Raw genomic sequence first — 19,022 nt, forward strand, 5'->3', positions numbered from 1 at the left:
TTTACTCTGAATTAATGGGTGGTTGCTTGCCTCAATATACTCCTGACTATAACATGCCTGATACTCTTCGGAATATCGCAGCGAGTGGTTGCGGTTAATAGCAAATTGAGTAAGGCCAGGATGTCAAACACGCCCATCGAGCTTAAAGGCAGTAGCTTCACCTTATCAGTGGTACATTTGCATGATGCAAAACCCGAGGTTATTCGTCAGGCGTTAGAAGACAAAATCGCCCAGGCTCCCGCCTTTCTGAAGCACGCCCCTGTTGTTATCAACGTCAGCGATCTTGAGGCGCCGGTTAACTGGAAACTTCTCCAGCAGGCCGTCTCCTCCACCGGACTGCGTATCGTGGGCATCAGCGGCTGCAAAGATTCTGAGCTGAAAGCGGAAATTGAGCGTGCGGGGCTGCCCCTTCTGAATGAGGGCAAAGAAAAAGCCTCGCGTGCGGCCCCCGTTGCCGTCGAAACGCCCCCTCCTGCGGTGCAAAACGTTACTACCGTCACAAAAACGCGAATGATTGATGTGCCGGTTCGTTCCGGTCAGCGCATTTATGCACCAAACTGTGATCTGATTGTTACAAGCCACGTCAGTGCTGGCGCTGAGCTGATTGCAGATGGCAATATTCACGTATACGGTATGATGCGTGGACGTGCGCTCGCAGGTGCAAGTGGCGATCGAGATGCGCAAATATTTTGTACTCACCTGACGGCGGAACTGGTGTCCATCGCAGGTGAATATTGGCTGAGCGACAAGATCCCAGCCGAATTTTATGGCAAAGCGGCTCGCCTGCTTCTGGCAGACGACGCGTTGACCGTTCAACCGTTGAATTGATCCCTTTTTAACAAGGAATTTCTATGGCACGCATTATTGTTGTTACTTCGGGTAAAGGAGGCGTTGGCAAGACCACCTCCAGCGCGGCCATCGCTACTGGTTTGGCCCAGAAGGGAAAGAAAACCATCGTTATCGACTTCGATATCGGTCTGCGTAACCTCGACCTCATCATGGGATGTGAGCGTCGCGTCGTGTATGACTTCGTGAACGTCATTCAGGGCGATGCCACGCTGAACCAGGCGATGATTAAAGACAAGCGCACCGAGAACCTCTACATTCTCCCGGCATCTCAGACGCGTGACAAAGACGCCCTGACCCGTGAAGGGGTGGAAAAGGTGCTCGACGATCTGAAAAAAATGGATTTCGACTTCATCGTCTGCGACTCCCCTGCCGGCATCGAAACAGGTGCCCTGATGGCGCTGTACTTCGCTGATGAAGCGATCATCACCACCAACCCTGAAGTTTCATCCGTGCGTGACTCAGACCGCATTCTGGGGATCCTCGCCTCTAAATCCCGTCGTGCGGAAAATGGCGAAGACCCGATTAAAGAACACCTGCTGCTCACCCGCTACAATCCGGGCCGCGTGAACAAAGGTGACATGCTGAGCATGGAAGACGTGCTTGAGATCCTGCGCATTAAGCTGGTCGGCGTTATCCCGGAAGATCAGTCCGTGTTACGCGCCTCTAACCAGGGCGAGCCAGTGATCCTTGATACAATGGCAGATGCAGGTAAAGCTTACGCCGATACCGTTGACCGTCTGCTGGGAGAAGAACGTCCTTTCCGCTTCATTGAAGAAGAGAAGAAAGGTTTCCTCAAACGCCTGTTCGGAGGATAAGTTATGGCATTACTGGACTTTTTTCTCTCGCGGAAAAAGAACACCGCCAACATCGCAAAAGAACGTCTGCAAATTATCGTTGCGGAGCGTCGTCGTAGCGACGCCGAGCCTCACTACCTGCCGCAGCTGCGCAAGGACATCCTGGAAGTGATCTGTAAGTACGTGCAGATTGACCCGGAGATGGTGACGGTGCAGCTGGAACAAAAAGACGGGGATATTTCGATTCTGGAGCTGAACGTGACGCTCCCGGAAGCGGAAGAGTCGCGTCCGTAGGTTTGTGATTTCATAGCCCCGGTAAGCGCAGCGCCACCGGGGGAATATGCCGGGTTTATCACCCGGCATATTTTTTATCGCGGATAGCCTTCCAGCAGCGTATTCAGGCGATCGGCCATCAATTCCCCGCGCCATCCTGCCATCATTTCCGGCACACCATTCTGCGGCTTCAGCTTCCAGTGCCAGTTCAGCAGCTGGTTAATCTGTCGACGTGAGGCGAGCAGTTCCGCGCTCAGTTTGCTTTCGGTTGCAACTGCCTGCACCAGCGCTTTGATGTCCTTGAAAGCCTTGCGATAGCCCGGCATGTCCATCAGGTTCAGCAGCGGTTCCGGCAGCGCATCTTCCGGCAGCTCTTGCGCTTTTGCGACCAGCGCCAGCAGGGTTTTACCGTGGAAACGGATCTCGCTGCCCGAAAGCCCAATGCTGTCAAGCTCGCCGAGGCTGCCCGGCATATAGCGCGCCACCGCCCAGAGATGCTCTTCGCGAACCACAAAGTTAACGGCCAGGTCGCGCTCCCGCGCTTTACGCAAGCGCCAGTCTGCCAGCAGCTGCAGGCATGCCAGCTGACGCGTGCGCAGCTGCCAGGCGTTGCTGATGTCGCGCCATGCCTCTTTCGGATCCACCACTTCCTGACGGCGCTGCTGGGTCATTCGGCACTCGTCCAGCGCAGCAGCGAGCCATCCGGAGGCTTCCGCCTCTTTCATCAGCTGTCCGGCGATCGGCAGCAGGTAAAACACGTCTGCCGCCGCATATTCCAGCTGGCGTGCGGTTAGCGGACGCGCCAGCCAGTCGGTGCGGGATTCACTCTTATCCAGCGTCAGGCCCGTATACTCCTCCACCATGGAGGCAAAACCCCACGACAGCGGACGACCGCTGAATGCCGCGAGGATCTGCGTATCAATCAGCGGCTGAGGCATAATACCAAAGGTGTTCAGAAAGACTTCCAGATCTTCACTGCCCGCGTGCAGGTATTTCGTCACGGCGGTATCGAGCAGCAGGTCACGCATCGGCGTCCAGTCGGTAATGCCGAGAGGGTCGATCAGCGACACGTGTTTACCGTCGTACATCTGAATCAAACCCAGCTGCGGATAATAGGTTCGGGTACGGACAAACTCGGTATCCAGGGCAATGGCAGGAAAGTCGCGCGTCACTTCGCACAGCGAAGCCAGCTCGTCGTTGGTCGTGATCATCTGGTAATTCAAATCGGATTCTCTTTTGTTTGCGCCCATAAAAAACGCCGGCTTAACCGGCGTCTGGACGATTAACGTGAAGCTCAGGCCTTATTGTCTACTTTGGCACGGGCTTCGTCACGTAATTCTCGTCGTAATATCTTCCCGACGTTGGATTTCGGCAGCTCGTCGCGGAATTCCACCAGCTTCGGCACTTTATAGCCCGTCAGCTGACGACGACAAAACGTTATCAGCGCTTCCTCGGTGAGAGAAGGATCTTTCTTGACCACAAATATCTTCACCGCTTCACCGCTGCTGCCGGAAGGCACCCCTACTGCTGCCACTTCGAGTACGCCGCTGTGCTGCATAACCACGTCTTCGATCTCATTCGGATAGACGTTGAAGCCGGAGACCAGAATCATATCTTTCTTGCGATCGACAATACGCAGGAAGCCTTCCTCATCCATCACCGCGATGTCACCGGTATGCAGCCAGCCGTCTTTGATGATTTCGTCGGTCGCGTCGGGACGCTGCCAGTAGCCCAGCATCACCTGCGGACCTTTAACGCACAGCTCACCCGGCTCACCCGGCGCAACTTCATTATCGTTATCATCGACCAGTTTCGCTTCAGTGGAAGGAACGGGCAGACCAATGCTACCGCTGTGATAGTCGATATCATGCGGGTTAACGCTGACCAGCGGCGCGCATTCCGTCAGGCCATAGCCCTCCAGCAGATACTGACCGGTGAGCTTCACCCAGCGCTCGGCAACCGCCTGCTGGACCGGCATGCCGCCGCCCGCAGAGAGGTGCAGCGTGGAAAAATCCAGCTGCTGGAACTCTTTGTTATTAAGCAGCGCGTTGAACAGAGTATTTACCCCGGTCATGGCGGTGAACGGGTATTTCGCCAGCTCTTTCACCAGCCCTGGAATATCGCGCGGGTTGGTGATCAGCACGTTTTGACCGCCGAGCTCAATAAACAGCAGGCAGTTCATGGTCAGTGCAAAAATGTGGTACAGCGGCAGCGCCGTAATGACCAGCTCTTTGCCGGGATGCAGCAACGGCCCGTAGGTTGCGTTGACCTGCTCCAGGTTCGCCAGCATGTTGCGGTGGGTCAGCATTGCGCCTTTCGCCACGCCGGTGGTACCACCGGTATACTGCAGGAACGCGAGATCTTCTGAGACCACTTCCGGCTTGACGTACTGCATCCGATAGCCCGCATGCAGCGCCCTGCGGAAGGAGATAGCGTCCGGCAGGTGATATTTTGGCACCAGACGTTTGACGTATTTGACGACAAAGTTAACCAGCGTGCCTTTGGCGGTAGAGAGCTGGTCCCCCATGCGCGTCAGGATGACGTGTTTCACCTGGGTTTTGTCGACCACTTTTTCCAGCGTATGGGCAAAGTTGGACACAATGACAATCGCGACCGCGCCGCTGTCGTTAAGCTGATGCTCCAGCTCGCGCGGGGTGTACAGCGGGTTGACGTTGACGACAATCATCCCGGCACGCAGGATACCGAACAGCGCCACCGGGTATTGCAGCAGGTTTGGCATCATCAGCGCGACGCGGTCCCCTTTTTGCAGCCCCAGCCCTTCCTGAAGATACGCCGCAAACGCCCGGCTGCGCTCCTCCAGCTTACGGAACGTCATCACCTCGCCCATATTCACGAATGCGGGCTGGTCCGCGTAGCGCCTTACCGAGTGTTCAAATAATTCCACCAGGGATTGATAACGGTCAGGATTGATCTCAGCAGGAACATCTGCGGGATAACGGTTAAGCCAAACCTTCTTCAATGCATCACCTCTGAAATGAGTGTTCGTCGTCATCACAACCCCGATAATAAACAGTTTATTAACATTATATTAACTCAGCGTACCAGTTTATTAATTGTTCAGATTTAAGGTTGCGAAGCGCGTCACTCTTTTTTTTCGTTTTATCCGTAAAAAAACAGAGACAGCGGCTGAGCCGCTGTCTCTTTTCTAACAATAACAGTAAGTTACTCAGTAACGATCGTCTGTACCTGTGCAGGTCCCGGGTTATACCAGCCCCAGCCCGGGTAGCCGTAACGATAAGGATGCGGACCCCACATCCACGGATCGATCGGCTGAGGCGGCATGATCACCTGCTGTGCTAACCGCCAGCGCTTATATCCGTTGACCTGCATGGTCATAAATTTATACGGCGTGCTGCCGATTTTGCCCTGTACGGCGCCGGTAATCGGCCCGACAACGGTCACCAGCTGTCCGCGAAAATCGACCGGATCGAGGAAACCACTCACGTCCGCGTAGATACGCCCGCGAGAGGCCTCGCCCAGTACAGGCCGCGCGCCGCTGTCCAGCGGAACGGTTGCGATCTCCAGGCGGGTTTTCCCCTGCTGGTTTTGTACGTCTATCACCTTACCGCCAAAGCGCGCTTCCTGGCCGACGTACAGCTCAGGGGCATTCATCACCCGAACCAGATCCTGCTGTGGCGTCGGGCTGGTGCCCTTAATCGCATCAGGAACGGAAACGCATCCGCTCAGTGCTATGGCAACTGCGCCTGCCATAATAAGGCGTACTACTTTAGTCTGGACCGCCATGATGCGACTCCTTTTTCTCAGTTCCTGTTACTGAGATTCACTCGCGGCCCGGAAGTTTCTTCCACGCAACGGTGTTTCGCAAATAAACCGGCTCCGCGTGTTCAACGGCCACGGTTTTGCCTGCTGCGAGCAGCTGGCTGGCAATCGGAAGCATATCTTCCGCAGCCGGCAGAAGCATGTTGCCGTCCACCAGCGTCAACCCGGTGTCGTTCGCCATCTCAGGCCACGCTGGCCAGCCGGTGCCGACGGTTGCCCACTCGCCTGACAGCTGCTTCAGTCGTTCAGTGATCGCTTCCGGCTTAAGCACGGCTTCCGTCTCTTCACCGTGCCACACGCCCTGCTCGTCGCGGGTGTATTCGGCCCAGTAAACTTCGCCCATGCGGGCATCAATCGCGGCCAGCACGCGCGTTGCCCCGGTCATGCGCCATGCTCCCTGCGCCATGGTGGCGAGGGTAGAGACGCCGATCATCGGCAGTTCGGCGCCCAGCGCCAGCCCCTGCGCAATGCCAATCCCGATACGTACGCCCGTAAAGCTTCCGGGGCCACGGCCAAAGGCCAGCGCGTCGAGGTCGGTTAAGGAGGTGTTGCCCTGGGTTAAAATGGCTTTTACCAGGGGCAGAATGCGTTGGGTGTGTTCCCGGGGGCACTCTTCGAAATGGGCAGAAACAGCACCGTCGTTCAACAGAGCGACAGAGCAAGCCTCTGTCGCGGTATCAATAGCCAGAATTCGCATCAGTCGTCGCGCTCTCGCAAGGGTCAGTCACAAAATGGCGCGCATCTTAGCATACTCCGGGGTAAATTACTCCGCCGTTGGATTTGCCAGGAAACGCACCGCGCGTTTTATGTCCCGCGTCCGCGGCGCGGGCGGCAGGCTTGCAAGGAAGGTTGCCCCGTAAGGACGCATCACCAGCCGGTTATCGCAGATGACCAGCACGCCCCGATCGGTGACGTCACGGATTAGGCGCCCTACCCCTTGCTTAAGGGTAATGACCGCATCCGGGAGCTGAACCTCGTCAAACGGATCGCCGCCGCGCAGGCGGCAGTCTTCCATCCTCGCCTTGAGCAGCGGATCGTCCGGGGAGGTAAACGGAAGCTTATCAATGATCACCAGCGAGAGCGTATCGCCGCGCACGTCCACCCCTTCCCAGAAGCTGCTGGTGGCTACCAGCAGGGCATTTCCGGCGCTGACAAACTGCTGGAGCAGCTGGCCTTTGCTGGTTTCGCCCTGCAGCAGCACCGGCAGCGTCATGGTGGCTCGGAACTGCTCGGCGAGGTCGCGCATCATAGCGTGAGAGGTGCAGAGCATAAAACAGCGGCCGTTGTTGGCCTCGATCATCGGTTTTAACATCGCGGCCAGATGGCGCGCCGCACCCGGCTGGTTCGGCAGCGGCAGATTACGGGGAACACAGAGCAGCGCCTGCTTTTCGTAATCGAACGGGCTGGGCAGGAGCAAGGATTCCGCCTGCTCAATGCCGAGACGCTCGGTGAAGTGATGCAGATCGTCATTCACCGACAGGGTTGCCGAGGTGAAGATCCAGCTTCCCGGCTTTTGCGCCATCACCTCTTTAAATTTATCCGCCACCGTCAGCGGCGTGAGCGCCAGCGTGAAATGCCGCGAAGTGCATTCATACCAGTAGCTGTACCCCGGCTGATTGATCTCTTTAAGCCGTTTGAGCCGCCCGCGATACAGCGTGGCGCGCTCGAAGGCCGCGTCCAGCAGGGCGGAACGTCCAAGCGACAGTTTCGCCACGTCGTAGCAGAGTTCAAGGGCATCATCGAGCAGCAGCAGCGCGCGCTGGATGTTTTTGTCCGCCAGCAGCTCGCGCAGGTTGCCGCGATAGCCCGGCTCGCCGAGCTGTAAACGGAAATCCTGCGCGCTCTGCGCCAGGCGGTCGGCGCACTTCTGCAGCTGCTGGGTATCTTTGAGTTCGGTCCGGTAGGCAATGGTGAAATCTTTCGCCAGATCCTGCAGCTGGCGGCTGGAAAGCGACTGACCAAAGTACTGGCTGGCGATGTCCGGAAGCTGGTGGGCCTCGTCGAAGATCATCACGTCCGCCTCCGGAATCAGCTCGCCGAAACCGCTATCCTTGACGACCATATCCGCGAGGAACAGATGGTGGTTCACTACCACCACATCCGCATCCATCGCCGTTTTGCGCGCTTTCACCACGAAGCAGTCTTTATACAGCGGACAGTCGCTGCCGAGACAGTTGTCGTTAGTGCTGGTCACCAGCGGCCAGGCCGGGGAATCTTCCGGCACGCTCGCGCAGGTGCTGATATCGCCCTCTTCCGTCTGGTTCGCCCAGGCGCGAAGAATAATGACGTCGCTCAGGGTTTGCACCGGCAGGTCGCCGCCCGCCAGCGCCTGCTGCTCAAGACGTTCCAGGCAGAGATAATTAGAGCGTCCCTTCAGCAGGGCCAGACGGCCTTTGTATTTCAGCGCCTTGGCCACCGTGGGCAAATCGCGGCTGTAGAGCTGATCCTGCAGCGCCTTCGATCCGGTGGAAATGATCACCTTCTTTTTCGCCCGCAGCGCCGGAGCAAGGTAAGCATACGTTTTACCCGTGCCGGTTCCGGCTTCGACCACCAGCGGCTGAGCCTTATCGATGGCGCGTGCAACGGCATGCGCCATCTGGCGCTGGGGTTCACGGGGTTTGAAGCCGGGAATAGCCTGCGCTAATTGACCTTCAGGGGAAAAATCGTCTGCCACGGTGCTCTCTCACTGTATTTTTGCACAGGGATTATGTCAGCCCATCCTCTCCTGTGCCACCCCAAATAGTGACGACACGAGAACAATATGGCAGTCTTGCCGCCTGACGACGAAAAATAACGAGGAAACGTTTATGACAATTGTGCGCATTGATGCCGAAGCCCGCTGGTCTGATGTGGTTATCCATAACCAGACGCTCTACTACACCGGCGTACCGGCTAACCTGGATGCGGATGCGTTCGAGCAAACGGCTAACACTCTGGCGCAGATTGATGCCGTGCTGGAAAAACAGGGCAGCGACAAATCCCGCATTCTGGATGCGACGATTTTCCTGGCAAACAAAGATGATTTCGCGGCAATGAATAAAGCCTGGGATGCGTGGGTTGTGGCGGGTCACGCGCCTGTACGCTGCACCGTACAGGCCACGCTGATGAAGCCGGAATACAAGGTAGAGATTAAGATTATCGCGGCGGTTTAAGCCCGATTACTCTTCATCTTCATCCTCGAAACGCGCCACGATCCGCTCGCCGGTATGCGTGGCGCGCAGTTCTTCCGCCACCTGGGAAATCGCCTGTCCGCTGCTCATCCCCTGGGACATCAGTTCCTGAATTCGCTCAACCGCTTTCTGCTGCTGTTCATGGCTCAGAGAAGGTAAACCTGCAAACATCGTCAACTCCTGCTAAATTATTCGCGCTAATTATTTCACGCTGCCCGGTAGTATGCCACACATGAACATGCGCTTCCCCACTGTTATTACTCTGCCCTGGCGAACAGACGCCGCTGAATACTGGTTTGCCCGCCTGAGCCATCTTCCGTTTGCGATGCTGCTGCACTCCGGTCATGCGGACCACCCCTACAGCCGCTTCGACATTCTGGTGGCCGATCCGCTAAAGACGCTGACCACCGATGACCTGTACTTAACTGGCGATCCGCTGGCGCAGCTTCAGCAAGCCATTAACGCGCTGGGCCTATCCGCTACGCCAAACCAGGACCTTCCCTTTCAGGGGGGCGCGCTGGGCCTGTTTGGCTACGATCTGGGTCGCCGTTTCGAAGCGCTGCCCGAGCATACGCAGGCTGATATTCCCCTGCCCGACATGGCCGTGGGGCTGTACGACTGGGCGTTAATTGTCGATCACCAGAAAAAAACGGTTTCCCTGCTGAGCCATCGTGACGTGCAGGCGCGTCTGGCGTGGCTTGAATCGCAGCAGCCTGCACCGGCACAGACGTTCACATTGACCTCCGGCTGGCGCTCAAATATGAGTGCAGCGGAGTATGCCGAAAAATTCGCTCGCGTTCAGGCGTACCTGCATAGCGGCGACTGCTATCAGGTTAACCTCGCCCAGCGTTTCCAGGCGACGTATCAGGGGGACGAGTGGCAGGCGTTTTCCCGTCTTAACGCCAGCAATAAGGCGCCGTTTAGCGCGTTTGTGCGTCTGGAACAGGGTGCAATACTCAGTCTTTCACCCGAGCGATTTATTCATCTGGCCGAGGGCACGATTCAAACCCGTCCTATTAAAGGCACCTTGCCACGTCTTGCCGATCCCGACGCCGATCGCCAGCAGGCGGAAAAACTTGCCGCCTCGCCGAAAGACCGCGCCGAGAACCTGATGATTGTGGATCTGATGCGTAACGACATCGGCCGCGTCGCCGAACCGGGCAGCGTGCGCGTGCCGGAACTGTTTGTCGTCGAGCCTTTCCCGGCAGTGCATCATCTGGTCAGCACCATAACCGCGCGTCTTCCCGCCTCTCGCACCGCCTGCGATCTGCTCCGCGCCGCGTTTCCGGGTGGCTCCATCACCGGCGCGCCCAAAATTCGCGCCATGGAAATCATCGACGAACTGGAACCGCACCGCCGCAACGCCTGGTGCGGCAGCATCGGCTATATCAGCCTGTGCGGCGCCATGGATACCAGCATCACCATTCGCACGCTAACCGCCTGCAGCGGAAATCTCTACTGTTCGGCCGGGGGCGGTATTGTTGCCGACAGCCAGGTCGACGCGGAATATCAGGAAACCTTTGATAAAGTTAACCGTATCCTGAAACAACTGGAGTAATCACGGGTGGAAAAAGAGAACCTGACGCTGGATGATTTTTTATCTCGCTTTCAGCTACTAAGACCGCAGGTCAACCGCGAGGCGCTGAATCAGCGTCAGGCGGCCGTGCTGATCCCGGTCGTGCGTCGCGCGCAGCCGGGCCTGCTGCTCACCCAGCGTTCTCCCCATTTACGCAAGCACGCGGGTCAGGTCGCCTTTCCTGGCGGCGCAGTAGACAGCTCCGACGCCTCGCTGATTGCCGCCGCGCTGCGTGAAGCGCAGGAAGAAGTTGCCATTCCGCCTGAGACGGTGGAGGTCATTGGCGTGCTGCCACCCGTAGATAGCGTCACCGGTTTTCAGGTCACGCCGGTGGTAGGTATTATCCCGCCGGACCTGCAGTATCACGCCAGCGTCGATGAAGTCTCTGCAGTGTTTGAAATGCCGCTTGAAGAGGCGCTCCGGCTAAGCCGTTATCATCCGCTGGATATTCATCGACGAGGGCATGACCATCGGGTCTGGTTGTCCTGGTATCAGCATTATTTTGTCTGGGGCATGACGGCGGGCATTATTCGTGAACTGGCGTTGCAAATCGGCCTGAAGCCTTGACTATACTTTACATTCCATCCTTTTTCGCAGGTTTGCGATCCGCGTCGCGCTATTAGCAAAACCCATCGTCAACCATTAGTTTAATTCATGTGAATAGTTAAGCCGAGGTCGGTGTTCCCTCTTACACTATGCGCAGTTATAACATCGTTACTGGAACCCCGGTAACCCTGTCAGGAGTGTGAAAGTGATTAGTATATTCGACATGTTCAAAGTGGGAATTGGCCCTTCGTCTTCCCATACTGTTGGCCCGATGAAGGCCGGTAAACAGTTCGTCGATGATCTGGTCGAAAAAGGATTACTGGAAAGCGTTACCCGTGTCGCCGTGGATGTTTACGGCTCGCTGTCATTAACGGGTAAAGGCCACCACACCGATATCGCCATTATTATGGGTCTGGCAGGCAATATGCCGGATACCGTTGATATTGATGCCATCCCGGCATTCATCCGCGACGTGGAAACACGCGGCCGCCTGCTGCTGGCAAACGGCCAGCAGGAAGTCGATTTCCCGCAGGATGACGGCATGCGTTTCCGTAGCGACAACCTGCCGCTGCATGAAAACGGCATGACCATTCACGCTTACAGCGGTGAAAAAGAGATTTACAGCAAAACGTACTACTCCATCGGCGGTGGCTTCATCGTGGATGAAGAGCATTTTGGCAAAGATAGCGTCGGCGACGTCAGCGTACCGTACCCGTTCAAATCGGCTACCGAGATGCTGGGCTACTGCAAAGAGACCGGTCTTTCACTGTCCGGCATGGTGATGCAGAACGAACTGGCCCTGCACAGCAAGAAAGAGATTGAAGACTATTTTGCCAACGTCTGGCAAACCATGCGCGCCTGTATCGACCGCGGGATGAACACCGAAGGCGTTCTGCCGGGTCCACTACGCGTGCCGCGTCGTGCCTCCGCCCTGCGCCGTATGCTGGTGACCACGGACAAGTTTTCCAACGACCCGATGAACGTGGTCGACTGGGTAAACATGTTTGCCTTGGCGGTTAACGAAGAAAACGCCGCCGGTGGACGCGTCGTGACGGCGCCAACTAACGGCGCGTGCGGTATCGTTCCGGCAGTGCTGGCGTATTACGATCACTTTATTGAGCCCGTGACGCCTGATATCTACATTCGCTATTTCCTGGCGGCAGGTGCCATCGGTGCGCTGTACAAAATGAATGCCTCCATCTCCGGCGCTGAAGTAGGCTGTCAGGGTGAAGTCGGCGTGGCCTGCTCCATGGCGGCGGCGGGTCTGGCAGAGCTGCTGGGCGCAAGCCCTGAGCAGGTCTGCGTGGCGGCTGAAATCGGTATGGAGCATAACCTCGGTCTGACCTGCGATCCGGTCGCGGGCCAGGTGCAGGTACCGTGCATCGAGCGTAACGCAATTGCTTCCGTGAAAGCCATCAACGCCTCACGTATGGCGATGCGCCGTACCAGCGAACCTCGCGTATCGCTGGATAAGGTGATTGAAACCATGTACGAAACCGGTAAAGACATGAACGCGAAATACCGCGAGACGTCCCGTGGTGGCCTGGCCATTAAGGTGCAGTGCGACTAATACTGCTTTTCGCCCATCTGCAACGGATGGGCGAATTTCCCTCTTCTTTCTCGTCTCCTTCTGCTTTCCCCACTACACTTTCACTGTTGCGTCCGGCTTTTGTGGCTGGTGGCTTATCAGGCGACCGTTCATGCAAACTGCACAAACGATCATTAAAAACTATCGCCGAAAACGCGTTATCGTCTGTGTCACGGTTGCGCTCCTCACGCTCATCCTGACGTTAGGCATTCGCTTTATTTCGCAGCGCAATGTTAACCAACAGCGGATCCTCGATTTTACCAGCCACACCGTTCGCGCCCTTGATAACGTCCTGCTTTCTTTAGAGAACCGCCGCAGCGTGCTGCAGCCCCTGGTGGGGCAGCCCTGCCCGCAGGCGCACCTCGCGCTGCGAAAGCAGGCAGCCATTTTGCAGACGGTACGCTCCATCGCCCTGATTAAAGACGGTATTCTGTACTGCTCGAGTATTTTCGGCAGCCGCAATGTGCCCGTTCGCGACTTCCTGAAAGAATTACCCGCCAGCACAGCGAAGCTGATTTTATCGAGCGACCAGTGGCTGCTTAAGGGTAGCCCGATATTGATCCAGTGGTATCCTGTTTCTCAGGACGGTGAAGCAGGCGTCATCGAGATCATTAATATCGATCTGATCGCCAAAATGATTCTGGAGCCCCAGCGCCCGCTCATCAATGACGTGGCGCTGACCGTCGGCGATCGCTTTCTGCGCTATGGACAACGCGTCAGCGACAGCCTGACGTTTGATAAGGAAGGCTCGCTTTTCCAGCAATCATCAACCCGAAATCCTTTCACCATTACGGTCAGCGGGCCAGGCCCTGGAGAGTTAGCCTTAAAAAGCCTGCCAGCCCAGCTGCCTCTCGGGCTTATGCTGAGCCTGCTGCTGGGCTATCTCGCCTGGCTGGCAACGGCAAACCGGATGAGCTTCACGTGGGAGATCGATATGGGGATTGCGGGCCGGGAATTTGAGCTTTTCTGCCAGCCGCTGGTGAATGCCCGTACCCAGGCGTGCACTGGCGTGGAGATCCTGCTGCGCTGGAATAATCCGCGTCAGGGATGGATCTCTCCGGAAGTGTTTATTCCTCTGGCAGAAGAACATAACCTGATTGTCCCCCTGACCCGCTATGTGATCGCCGAAACGGTGCGCCAGATAGGCTACTTTCCCGCCAGCGCCGGTTTTCACATCGGCATTAACGTCGCTGCCAGCCATTTCCGTAACGCGGTGTTGATACAGGACCTGAACCGTCTATGGTTCAGCGCCAGTCCGCGCCAGCAGCTGGTGATTGAGCTAACGGAACGGGATGCGCTGCTGGATGCGGATTATCGCATCGTGCGCGAACTGCATCGCAAAGGGGTGAAGCTCGCTATCGACGATTTTGGCACCGGTAACAGCTCTCTCTCCTGGCTTGAGAAGCTGCACCCGGACGTGCTGAAAATCGACCAGTCCTTCATCACCGCCATTGGTACAGACGCCGTGAATTCAACGGTGACGGATATGATTATTGCGCTGGGCCAGCGGCTGAATATTGAACTGGTTGCTGAAGGGGTCGAGACAGAGGAGCAGGCGCGCTATTTGCGCCGCCATGGCGTGCCTGTTCTGCAGGGCTTTTTCTATGCGCGGCCGATGCCGCTACGGGATTTTCCTAAGTGGCTGGCGGGAAGCGCGTCCCCGCCAGCGCATCATAACGGGCACATCGTGCCCTTAATGCCGCTGCGCTAAGCCGGCTTACTCATCTTCGTCGTGGGCAGATTGTTCTTTAACAATACGCACCATATCAACGCGATAGTCGTTGGCTTCAACGATCGTAATGTGCAGCGGCGAAAGCTCGATCACATCTCCAACGCGCGGGATTTGCCCGTTAACCGCGATAACCAGACCGGCAACGGTCGCGATGTCTTCTTCATCGTTGATGACGTTTTCCAGCCCCAGCGTATGCGAGAGCGCGTGCAGGTCGGTGGTACCTTTAACCAGCCAGCCTTCACCGTCAGCAACGATCTCTGGCGTTTCGTCTTCATCCGGGAATTCACCGGCAATCGCTTCCAGCACGTCCAGCGGCGTGACCAGCCCCTGCACCACGCCAAACTCGTTGGTGACGATAACAAAGCTACCGCGAGCGCGGCGCAGCACCCCGAGAAGGTTGATCGGATCCAGCGTTTCCGGTACGACAATCGCAGGCGATGCGGCAGCAACGGCTTCCACGTTGACGCCCTCTTCCAGGGCCACCAGCATCTCTTTCGCCCGCACGACGCCGATGATCTCATCCAGCTCGCCGCGACAAACCGGGAACAGGCTGTGCGGTGAAGAGAGCAGCTGCTGGCGAATTTCATCCACGCTCAGGTTAGCATCGACCCAGCTGATTTCACCGCGCGGCGTCATGATGCCGCGCAGCGAACGGGAGGCCAGAGAGAGCACGCCGTTAATCATGTAGCGTTCCTGTTCCACAAACGCCCCTTCAGGCACCGGAACCGGGTTGTGGTTTTCGGAATCAGACTGAACGTTCACCTGACGGCGACCGCCCATCAGGCGCAGAATGGCATCTGCGGTACGGGCGCGCAGCGGCTGATTCGACTGCTGCTTAATAAAGTTACGACGCGCAATCTGGTTGAACAGCTCGATCAGGATCGAGAAGCCAATCGCGGCGTAAAGGTAGCCTTTTGGAATATGGAAGCCAAAACCTTCCGCCACCAGGCTCAGACCGATCATCAGCAGGAAGCTCAGACACAGCACGACCACCGTCGGATGCTGGTTGACGAAGCGCGTCAGAGGCTTTGAGGCCAGCAGCATGACCGCCATTGCAATAACGACAGCCGCCATCATTACCGGCAGATGGTTCACCATGCCGACCGCCGTGATCACCGCATCCAGCGAGAAGACGGCATCAAGCACCACAATCTGCAGCACCACCACCCAGAAGCTGGCATAGCCTTTACCGTGCCCATCATCGTGCTGACGGTTTTCCAGCCGCTCGTGTAGCTCCGTCGTCGCTTTGAAAAGCAGGAATATCCCCCCGATCAGCATGATTAAATCACGCCCTGAGAAGGTGTAATCCATGACGGAGAACAGCGGTTTGGTCAACGTGACCATCCAGGAGATGACGGAGAGCAGCCCCAGTCGCATGACCAGCGCCAGCGAGAGACCAATCAGACGCGCTTTATCACGCTGTTTTGGCGGCAGTTTGTCCGCAAGGATGGCGATAAACACCAGGTTATCAATGCCGAGAACAATCTCGAGCACTACCAGCGTGAGCAATCCCACCCAGATTGACGGGTCCATTAAGAATTCCATGACAAGCTCCTGCTAAAGGAATGACGAAACGGTGCCCCACTCAACGTGGGCAAAACAGAGGTAGACAGAGTCGATACGTGGCGAGGATCGCCGGTGAATAAGGCGCGAAATGGCCTGGCAGATGACTGACGTCGGTGACGGTCCATATAGTGGGCTGTAGCCCTATACTCCTGAACAATTAAACGGAGGCTAAACATATCAGAGACAATGTGTTTTTAGCAAAGATTTACGTTCCTTTGCAAAGTTCTGTAACACAGCGGCTTTACTCTACGGATAAATCTCTAACGCGAGGCTAAATTACGGATCTTCATCACATAAATTATTTTTTCACTATCTAAAATAATTCGCGGAAGTCTTAGTTTTTTTGAACTCTAACCCTTATCTGAATCGATTCGGTTCGCCAATACGATTCTCAGTACGGCTGCCTGGCAGACGTATTAATGATAATAAAAGGAGGTAGCAAGTGACCATTGCTATTGTCATAGGCACACATGGTTGGGCTGCTGAGCAGCTACTCAAAACGGCAGAGATGCTGTTGGGCGAGCAGGAAAACGTCGGCTGGATCGATTTCGTTCCCGGTGAAAACGCCGAGACGCTGATAGAGAAATACAACGCTCAACTCGCGAAGCTGGATACAAGCAAAGGCGTGCTGTTTCTCGTTGATACATGGGGCGGCAGCCCGTTCAATGCCGCCAGCCGCATTGTCGTCGATAAAGAGCACTATGAAGTTGTCGCCGGGGTCAATATTCCCATGCTGGTGGAAACCCTAATGGCGCGAGACGACAATCCGTCCTTCGATGAGCTGGTTGCGCTGGCCGTTGAAACCGGTCGCGAAGGGGTAAAAGCCCTGAAAGCACAGCCGGTTGAAAAACCTGCCCCTGCGCCTGCTGCGACACCAAAAGCAGCTGCACCGGCAAAACCAATGGGCCCGAACGATTACATGGTGATCGGCCTTGCGCGTATTGATGACCGCTTAATCCACGGTCAGGTTGCCACGCGCTGGACCAAAGAGACCAATGTTCGACGCATCATCGTGGTCAGCGACGAAGTGGCCGCTGATACCGTACGTAAAACCCTTCTGACTCAGGTTGCTCCTCCTGGCGTTACCGCGCACGTCGTGGATGTCGCCAAGATGATTCGCGTTTACAACAACCCGAAATACGCGGGCGAACGCGTGATGCTCCTGTTCACTAACCCGACAGACGTTGAGCGCATTGTTGAAGGCGGCGTGAAAATCACCTCCGTTAACATTGGTGGTATGGCATTCCGTCAGGGCAAAACGCAGGTCAACAACGCCATTTCAGTCGATGCGAAAGATATCGAAGCATTCAACAAGCTGAATGCGCGCGGTATTGAGCTGGAAGCCCGTAAGGTTTCCACGGACCAGAAACTGAAAATGATGGATTTGATCGGCAAAGTTGGGAAATAAGCCCGCGCCGGTTTTTCACATAATGCTTATGTAATAGGAGAAGTACAATGGAGATTACCACTCTTCAGATTGTGCTGGTGTTCGTGGTCGCATGTATTGCGGGTATGGAATCCGTACTTGATGAATTTCAGTTTCACCGTCCTCTGGTGGCCTGTACGCTGATTGGGGCCGTTCTGGGTGACATGAAAACCGGTATCATCATCGGTGGTACCCTGGAAATGATCGCCCTGGGCTGGATGAACATCGGTGCGGCTGTTGCGCCCGATGCCGCGCTGGCCTCTATCATTTCTACCGTTCTGGTTATTGCCGGTCACCAGAGTATTGGTGCAGGTATCGCCCTGGCGATCCCGCTGGCAGCCGCAGGCCAGGTGCTGACTATCATCGTTCGTACTATCACCGTTGCCTTCCAGCACGCGGCGGATAAGGCGGCCGAAAACGGCAACCTCACGGCACTGTCGTGGATCCACGTTTCATCCCTGTTCCTGCAGGCGATGCGTATCGCGATCCCGGCGGTTATCGTGGCGATCTCTGTCGGTACCAGCGAAGTGCAGAGCATGCTGAACGCCATTCCTGAAGTGGTCACCGGCGGTCTGAATATCGCGGGCGGTATGATCGTGGTCGTCGGTTATGCGATGGTCATCAACATGATGCGCGCAGGCTACCTGATGCCGTTCTTCTACCTCGGCTTCGTGACAGCTGCCTTCACCAACTTCAACCTGGTTGCACTCGGTGTTATTGGTGCGGTAATGGCAATTCTCTACATCCAGCTCAGCCCGAAATATAACCGCGTCGCGGGTGCCCCAGCGCAGGCTGCTGGTAACAACGATCTCGATAACGAACTGGACTAACAGGTGAGCGAAATGGTTGATATGACAAAAACTACCACCGAGAAAAAACTCACTCCGGGTGATATTCGTGGCGTGTTCATCCGTTCTAACCTGTTTCAGGGTTCATGGAACTTCGAACGTATGCAGGCGCTCGGCTTCTGCTTCTCCATGGTTCCGGCGATCAAACGCCTGTATCCGGAAAACAACGAAGCGCGCCGTCAGGCGATCAAGCGTCACCTGGAATTCTTTAACACTCATCCTTACGTTGCGGCTCCGGTTCTGGGCGTAACGCTGGCGATGGAAGAACAGCGTGCAAACGGCGCAGAGATCGACGATGGTGCCATCAACGGTATTAAAGTCGGCCTGATGGGTCCGCTGGCCGGTGTCGGTGACCCTATCTTCTGGGGTACCGTGCGTCCGGTCTTCGCAGCGCTGGGGGCAGGTATCGCGATGAGCGGCAGCCTGCTTGGCCCACTGCTGTTCTTCATCCTGTTTAACGCCGTGCGTCTGCTGACCCGTTACTACGGTGTGGCCTACGGCTACCGTAAAGGGGTGGACATCGTTAAGGACATGGGCGGCGGCTTCCTGCAGAAACTGACTGAGGGGGCGTCAATCCTGGGCCTGTTTGTCATGGGAGCACTGGTTAACAAGTGGACGCACGTGAACATCCCGCTGGTGGTATCGACCATCACCGGTCAGGATGGTCAGACCCGCGTCACCACCGTGCAGACGATTCTGGATCAGCTGATGCCGGGCCTGGTGCCGCTGCTGTTAACCTTCGCCTGCATGTGGCTGCTGCGTAAGAAAGTGAACCCGCTGTGGATTATCGTTGGCTTCTTCATCATCGGTATCGCGGGCTACGCTGTCGGCCTGCTGGGTCTCTAAGTTTCAA

At 56.3% G+C, this 19,022-nt stretch carries 19 protein-coding genes; 11 read left to right on the forward strand and 8 right to left on the reverse strand.

The window, feature by feature from the left end:
* Positions 1–120 precede the first annotated feature (120 nt).
* From minC to minE, 3 genes are read left to right on the forward strand one after another with little or no spacing between them, the layout of a single operon-like run.
* Positions 121–828 carry a septum site-determining protein MinC gene (gene minC / locus PUP35_RS12950; RefSeq protein ID WP_248174908.1) on the forward strand — a complete coding sequence of 236 codons (708 nt, stop codon included), beginning with the start codon at positions 121–123 and terminating at the stop codon, positions 826–828.
* Positions 829–851: 23 nt separating this feature from the next.
* Entirely contained in the window at positions 852–1,664 is an 813-nt protein-coding gene (minD, locus tag PUP35_RS12955) for a septum site-determining protein MinD (RefSeq protein WP_023312187.1), read from the forward strand.
* Positions 1,665–1,667: 3 nt separating this feature from the next.
* A complete protein-coding gene (minE, locus tag PUP35_RS12960; RefSeq protein WP_008500504.1) occupies positions 1,668–1,937 on the forward strand; it encodes a cell division topological specificity factor MinE in 270 nt (89 codons plus the stop codon).
* Positions 1,938–2,011: 74 nt separating this feature from the next.
* Here the strand turns inward: minE and rnd are convergent, their stop codons facing one another.
* The 5 genes from rnd to PUP35_RS12985 all read right to left on the reverse strand — a co-directional run bounded on the left by rnd (position 2,012) and on the right by PUP35_RS12985 (position 8,391).
* Positions 2,012–3,139, reverse strand: coding sequence for a ribonuclease D (gene rnd / locus PUP35_RS12965; RefSeq protein WP_274243273.1), 1,128 nt, complete (start codon positions 3,137–3,139; stop codon positions 2,012–2,014).
* Between the two features lie 71 nt (positions 3,140–3,210).
* On the reverse strand, positions 3,211–4,896 hold the full coding sequence (fadD, locus tag PUP35_RS12970) for a long-chain-fatty-acid--CoA ligase FadD (protein ID WP_072253790.1): 1,686 nt from the start codon (positions 4,894–4,896) through the stop codon (positions 3,211–3,213).
* A gap of 203 nt (positions 4,897–5,099) precedes the next feature.
* A complete protein-coding gene (locus tag PUP35_RS12975) occupies positions 5,100–5,681 on the reverse strand; it encodes a Slp family lipoprotein (RefSeq protein WP_111964786.1) in 582 nt (193 codons plus the stop codon).
* Between the two features lie 37 nt (positions 5,682–5,718).
* Positions 5,719–6,414 (reverse strand): tRNA (adenosine(37)-N6)-threonylcarbamoyltransferase complex dimerization subunit type 1 TsaB, encoded by a 696-nt coding sequence (tsaB, locus tag PUP35_RS12980; RefSeq protein ID WP_271369286.1) that lies wholly within the window; start codon positions 6,412–6,414, stop codon positions 5,719–5,721.
* 66 nt (positions 6,415–6,480) lie between these two features.
* Positions 6,481–8,391: an ATP-dependent DNA helicase gene (locus tag PUP35_RS12985; protein WP_023293935.1), complete on the reverse strand. Its 1,911-nt coding sequence runs from the start codon at positions 8,389–8,391 to the stop codon at positions 6,481–6,483.
* Positions 8,392–8,524: 133 nt separating this feature from the next.
* On the opposite strand from PUP35_RS12985, the gene PUP35_RS12990 reads away from it, so the two are divergent.
* A complete protein-coding gene (locus tag PUP35_RS12990) occupies positions 8,525–8,869 on the forward strand; it encodes a RidA family protein (protein WP_008500498.1) in 345 nt (114 codons plus the stop codon).
* 6 nt (positions 8,870–8,875) lie between these two features.
* Here PUP35_RS12990 and PUP35_RS12995 read toward each other — a convergent pair whose 3' ends face one another.
* Complete coding sequence (locus PUP35_RS12995) at positions 8,876–9,058, reverse strand: YoaH family protein (RefSeq protein ID WP_008500497.1); 183 nt, start codon at positions 9,056–9,058, stop codon at positions 8,876–8,878.
* Positions 9,059–9,119: 61 nt separating this feature from the next.
* Here PUP35_RS12995 and pabB point away from each other — a divergent pair, with 61 nt between their 5' ends.
* The 4 genes from pabB (at position 9,120) to PUP35_RS13015 (ending at position 14,308) form a co-directional block, all read left to right on the forward strand.
* Positions 9,120–10,445, forward strand: a complete 1,326-nt coding sequence (gene pabB / locus PUP35_RS13000; protein WP_274243275.1) for an aminodeoxychorismate synthase component 1 — start codon at positions 9,120–9,122, stop codon at positions 10,443–10,445.
* A gap of 6 nt (positions 10,446–10,451) precedes the next feature.
* On the forward strand, positions 10,452–11,030 hold the full coding sequence (locus PUP35_RS13005) for a CoA pyrophosphatase (protein ID WP_111964789.1): 579 nt from the start codon (positions 10,452–10,454) through the stop codon (positions 11,028–11,030).
* A gap of 184 nt (positions 11,031–11,214) precedes the next feature.
* Positions 11,215–12,579 (forward strand): L-serine ammonia-lyase, encoded by a 1,365-nt coding sequence (gene sdaA, locus PUP35_RS13010; RefSeq protein WP_023312197.1) that lies wholly within the window; start codon positions 11,215–11,217, stop codon positions 12,577–12,579.
* A 130-nt stretch (positions 12,580–12,709) separates the two neighbouring features.
* Positions 12,710–14,308, forward strand: coding sequence for an EAL domain-containing protein (locus PUP35_RS13015; protein WP_248174486.1), 1,599 nt, complete (start codon positions 12,710–12,712; stop codon positions 14,306–14,308).
* Between the two features lie 6 nt (positions 14,309–14,314).
* Here the strand turns inward: PUP35_RS13015 and yoaE are convergent, their stop codons facing one another.
* Positions 14,315–15,874 carry a CNNM family cation transport protein YoaE gene (gene yoaE, locus PUP35_RS13020; RefSeq protein WP_111964792.1) on the reverse strand — a complete coding sequence of 520 codons (1,560 nt, stop codon included), beginning with the start codon at positions 15,872–15,874 and terminating at the stop codon, positions 14,315–14,317.
* Positions 15,862–16,071 carry a protein YoaL gene (locus tag PUP35_RS22015; protein ID WP_072015543.1) on the reverse strand — a complete coding sequence of 70 codons (210 nt, stop codon included), beginning with the start codon at positions 16,069–16,071 and terminating at the stop codon, positions 15,862–15,864. The genes yoaE and PUP35_RS22015 overlap by 13 nt, the downstream gene beginning before the upstream one ends.
* Before the next feature lie 266 nt (positions 16,072–16,337).
* Here PUP35_RS22015 and manX point away from each other — a divergent pair, with 266 nt between their 5' ends.
* The 3 genes from manX to PUP35_RS13035 are packed head-to-tail and all read left to right on the forward strand — an operon-like array spanning position 16,338 to position 19,015.
* Positions 16,338–17,303, forward strand: a complete 966-nt coding sequence (gene manX, locus PUP35_RS13025; RefSeq protein ID WP_271369288.1) for a PTS mannose transporter subunit IIAB — start codon at positions 16,338–16,340, stop codon at positions 17,301–17,303.
* Positions 17,304–17,350: 47 nt separating this feature from the next.
* Positions 17,351–18,151, forward strand: coding sequence for a PTS mannose transporter subunit IIC (manY, locus tag PUP35_RS13030; RefSeq protein ID WP_008500490.1), 801 nt, complete (start codon positions 17,351–17,353; stop codon positions 18,149–18,151).
* Between the two features lie 12 nt (positions 18,152–18,163).
* Positions 18,164–19,015 (forward strand): PTS mannose transporter subunit IID, encoded by an 852-nt coding sequence (locus PUP35_RS13035; protein WP_028018668.1) that lies wholly within the window; start codon positions 18,164–18,166, stop codon positions 19,013–19,015.
* Positions 19,016–19,022: the final 7 nt, after the last annotated feature.

Source organism: Enterobacter sp. S-33 (assembly GCF_028735835.1).
GTDB classification, from domain to species: domain Bacteria; phylum Pseudomonadota; class Gammaproteobacteria; order Enterobacterales; family Enterobacteriaceae; genus Enterobacter; species Enterobacter vonholyi.

Bases quoted from the DNA above. Each gene is read 5' to 3' on its own strand.
- manY (WP_008500490.1), top strand. From the start codon at position 17,351: ATGGAGATTACCACTCTTCAGATTGTGCTGGTGTTCGTGGTCGCATGT.
- minC (WP_248174908.1), top strand. From the start codon at position 121: ATGTCAAACACGCCCATCGAGCTTAAAGGCAGTAGCTTCACCTTATCA.
- tsaB (WP_271369286.1), bottom strand. From the start codon at position 6,414: ATGCGAATTCTGGCTATTGATACCGCGACAGAGGCTTGCTCTGTCGCT.
- PUP35_RS13015 (WP_248174486.1), top strand. From the start codon at position 12,710: ATGCAAACTGCACAAACGATCATTAAAAACTATCGCCGAAAACGCGTT.
- pabB (WP_274243275.1), top strand. From the start codon at position 9,120: ATGAACATGCGCTTCCCCACTGTTATTACTCTGCCCTGGCGAACAGAC.
- PUP35_RS13035 (WP_028018668.1), top strand. From the start codon at position 18,164: ATGGTTGATATGACAAAAACTACCACCGAGAAAAAACTCACTCCGGGT.
- PUP35_RS12975 (WP_111964786.1), bottom strand. From the start codon at position 5,681: ATGGCGGTCCAGACTAAAGTAGTACGCCTTATTATGGCAGGCGCAGTT.
- PUP35_RS12995 (WP_008500497.1), bottom strand. From the start codon at position 9,058: ATGTTTGCAGGTTTACCTTCTCTGAGCCATGAACAGCAGCAGAAAGCG.
- yoaE (WP_111964792.1), bottom strand. From the start codon at position 15,874: ATGGAATTCTTAATGGACCCGTCAATCTGGGTGGGATTGCTCACGCTG.
- minE (WP_008500504.1), top strand. From the start codon at position 1,668: ATGGCATTACTGGACTTTTTTCTCTCGCGGAAAAAGAACACCGCCAAC.
- PUP35_RS22015 (WP_072015543.1), bottom strand. From the start codon at position 16,071: ATGTTTAGCCTCCGTTTAATTGTTCAGGAGTATAGGGCTACAGCCCAC.
- PUP35_RS12990 (WP_008500498.1), top strand. From the start codon at position 8,525: ATGACAATTGTGCGCATTGATGCCGAAGCCCGCTGGTCTGATGTGGTT.
- minD (WP_023312187.1), top strand. From the start codon at position 852: ATGGCACGCATTATTGTTGTTACTTCGGGTAAAGGAGGCGTTGGCAAG.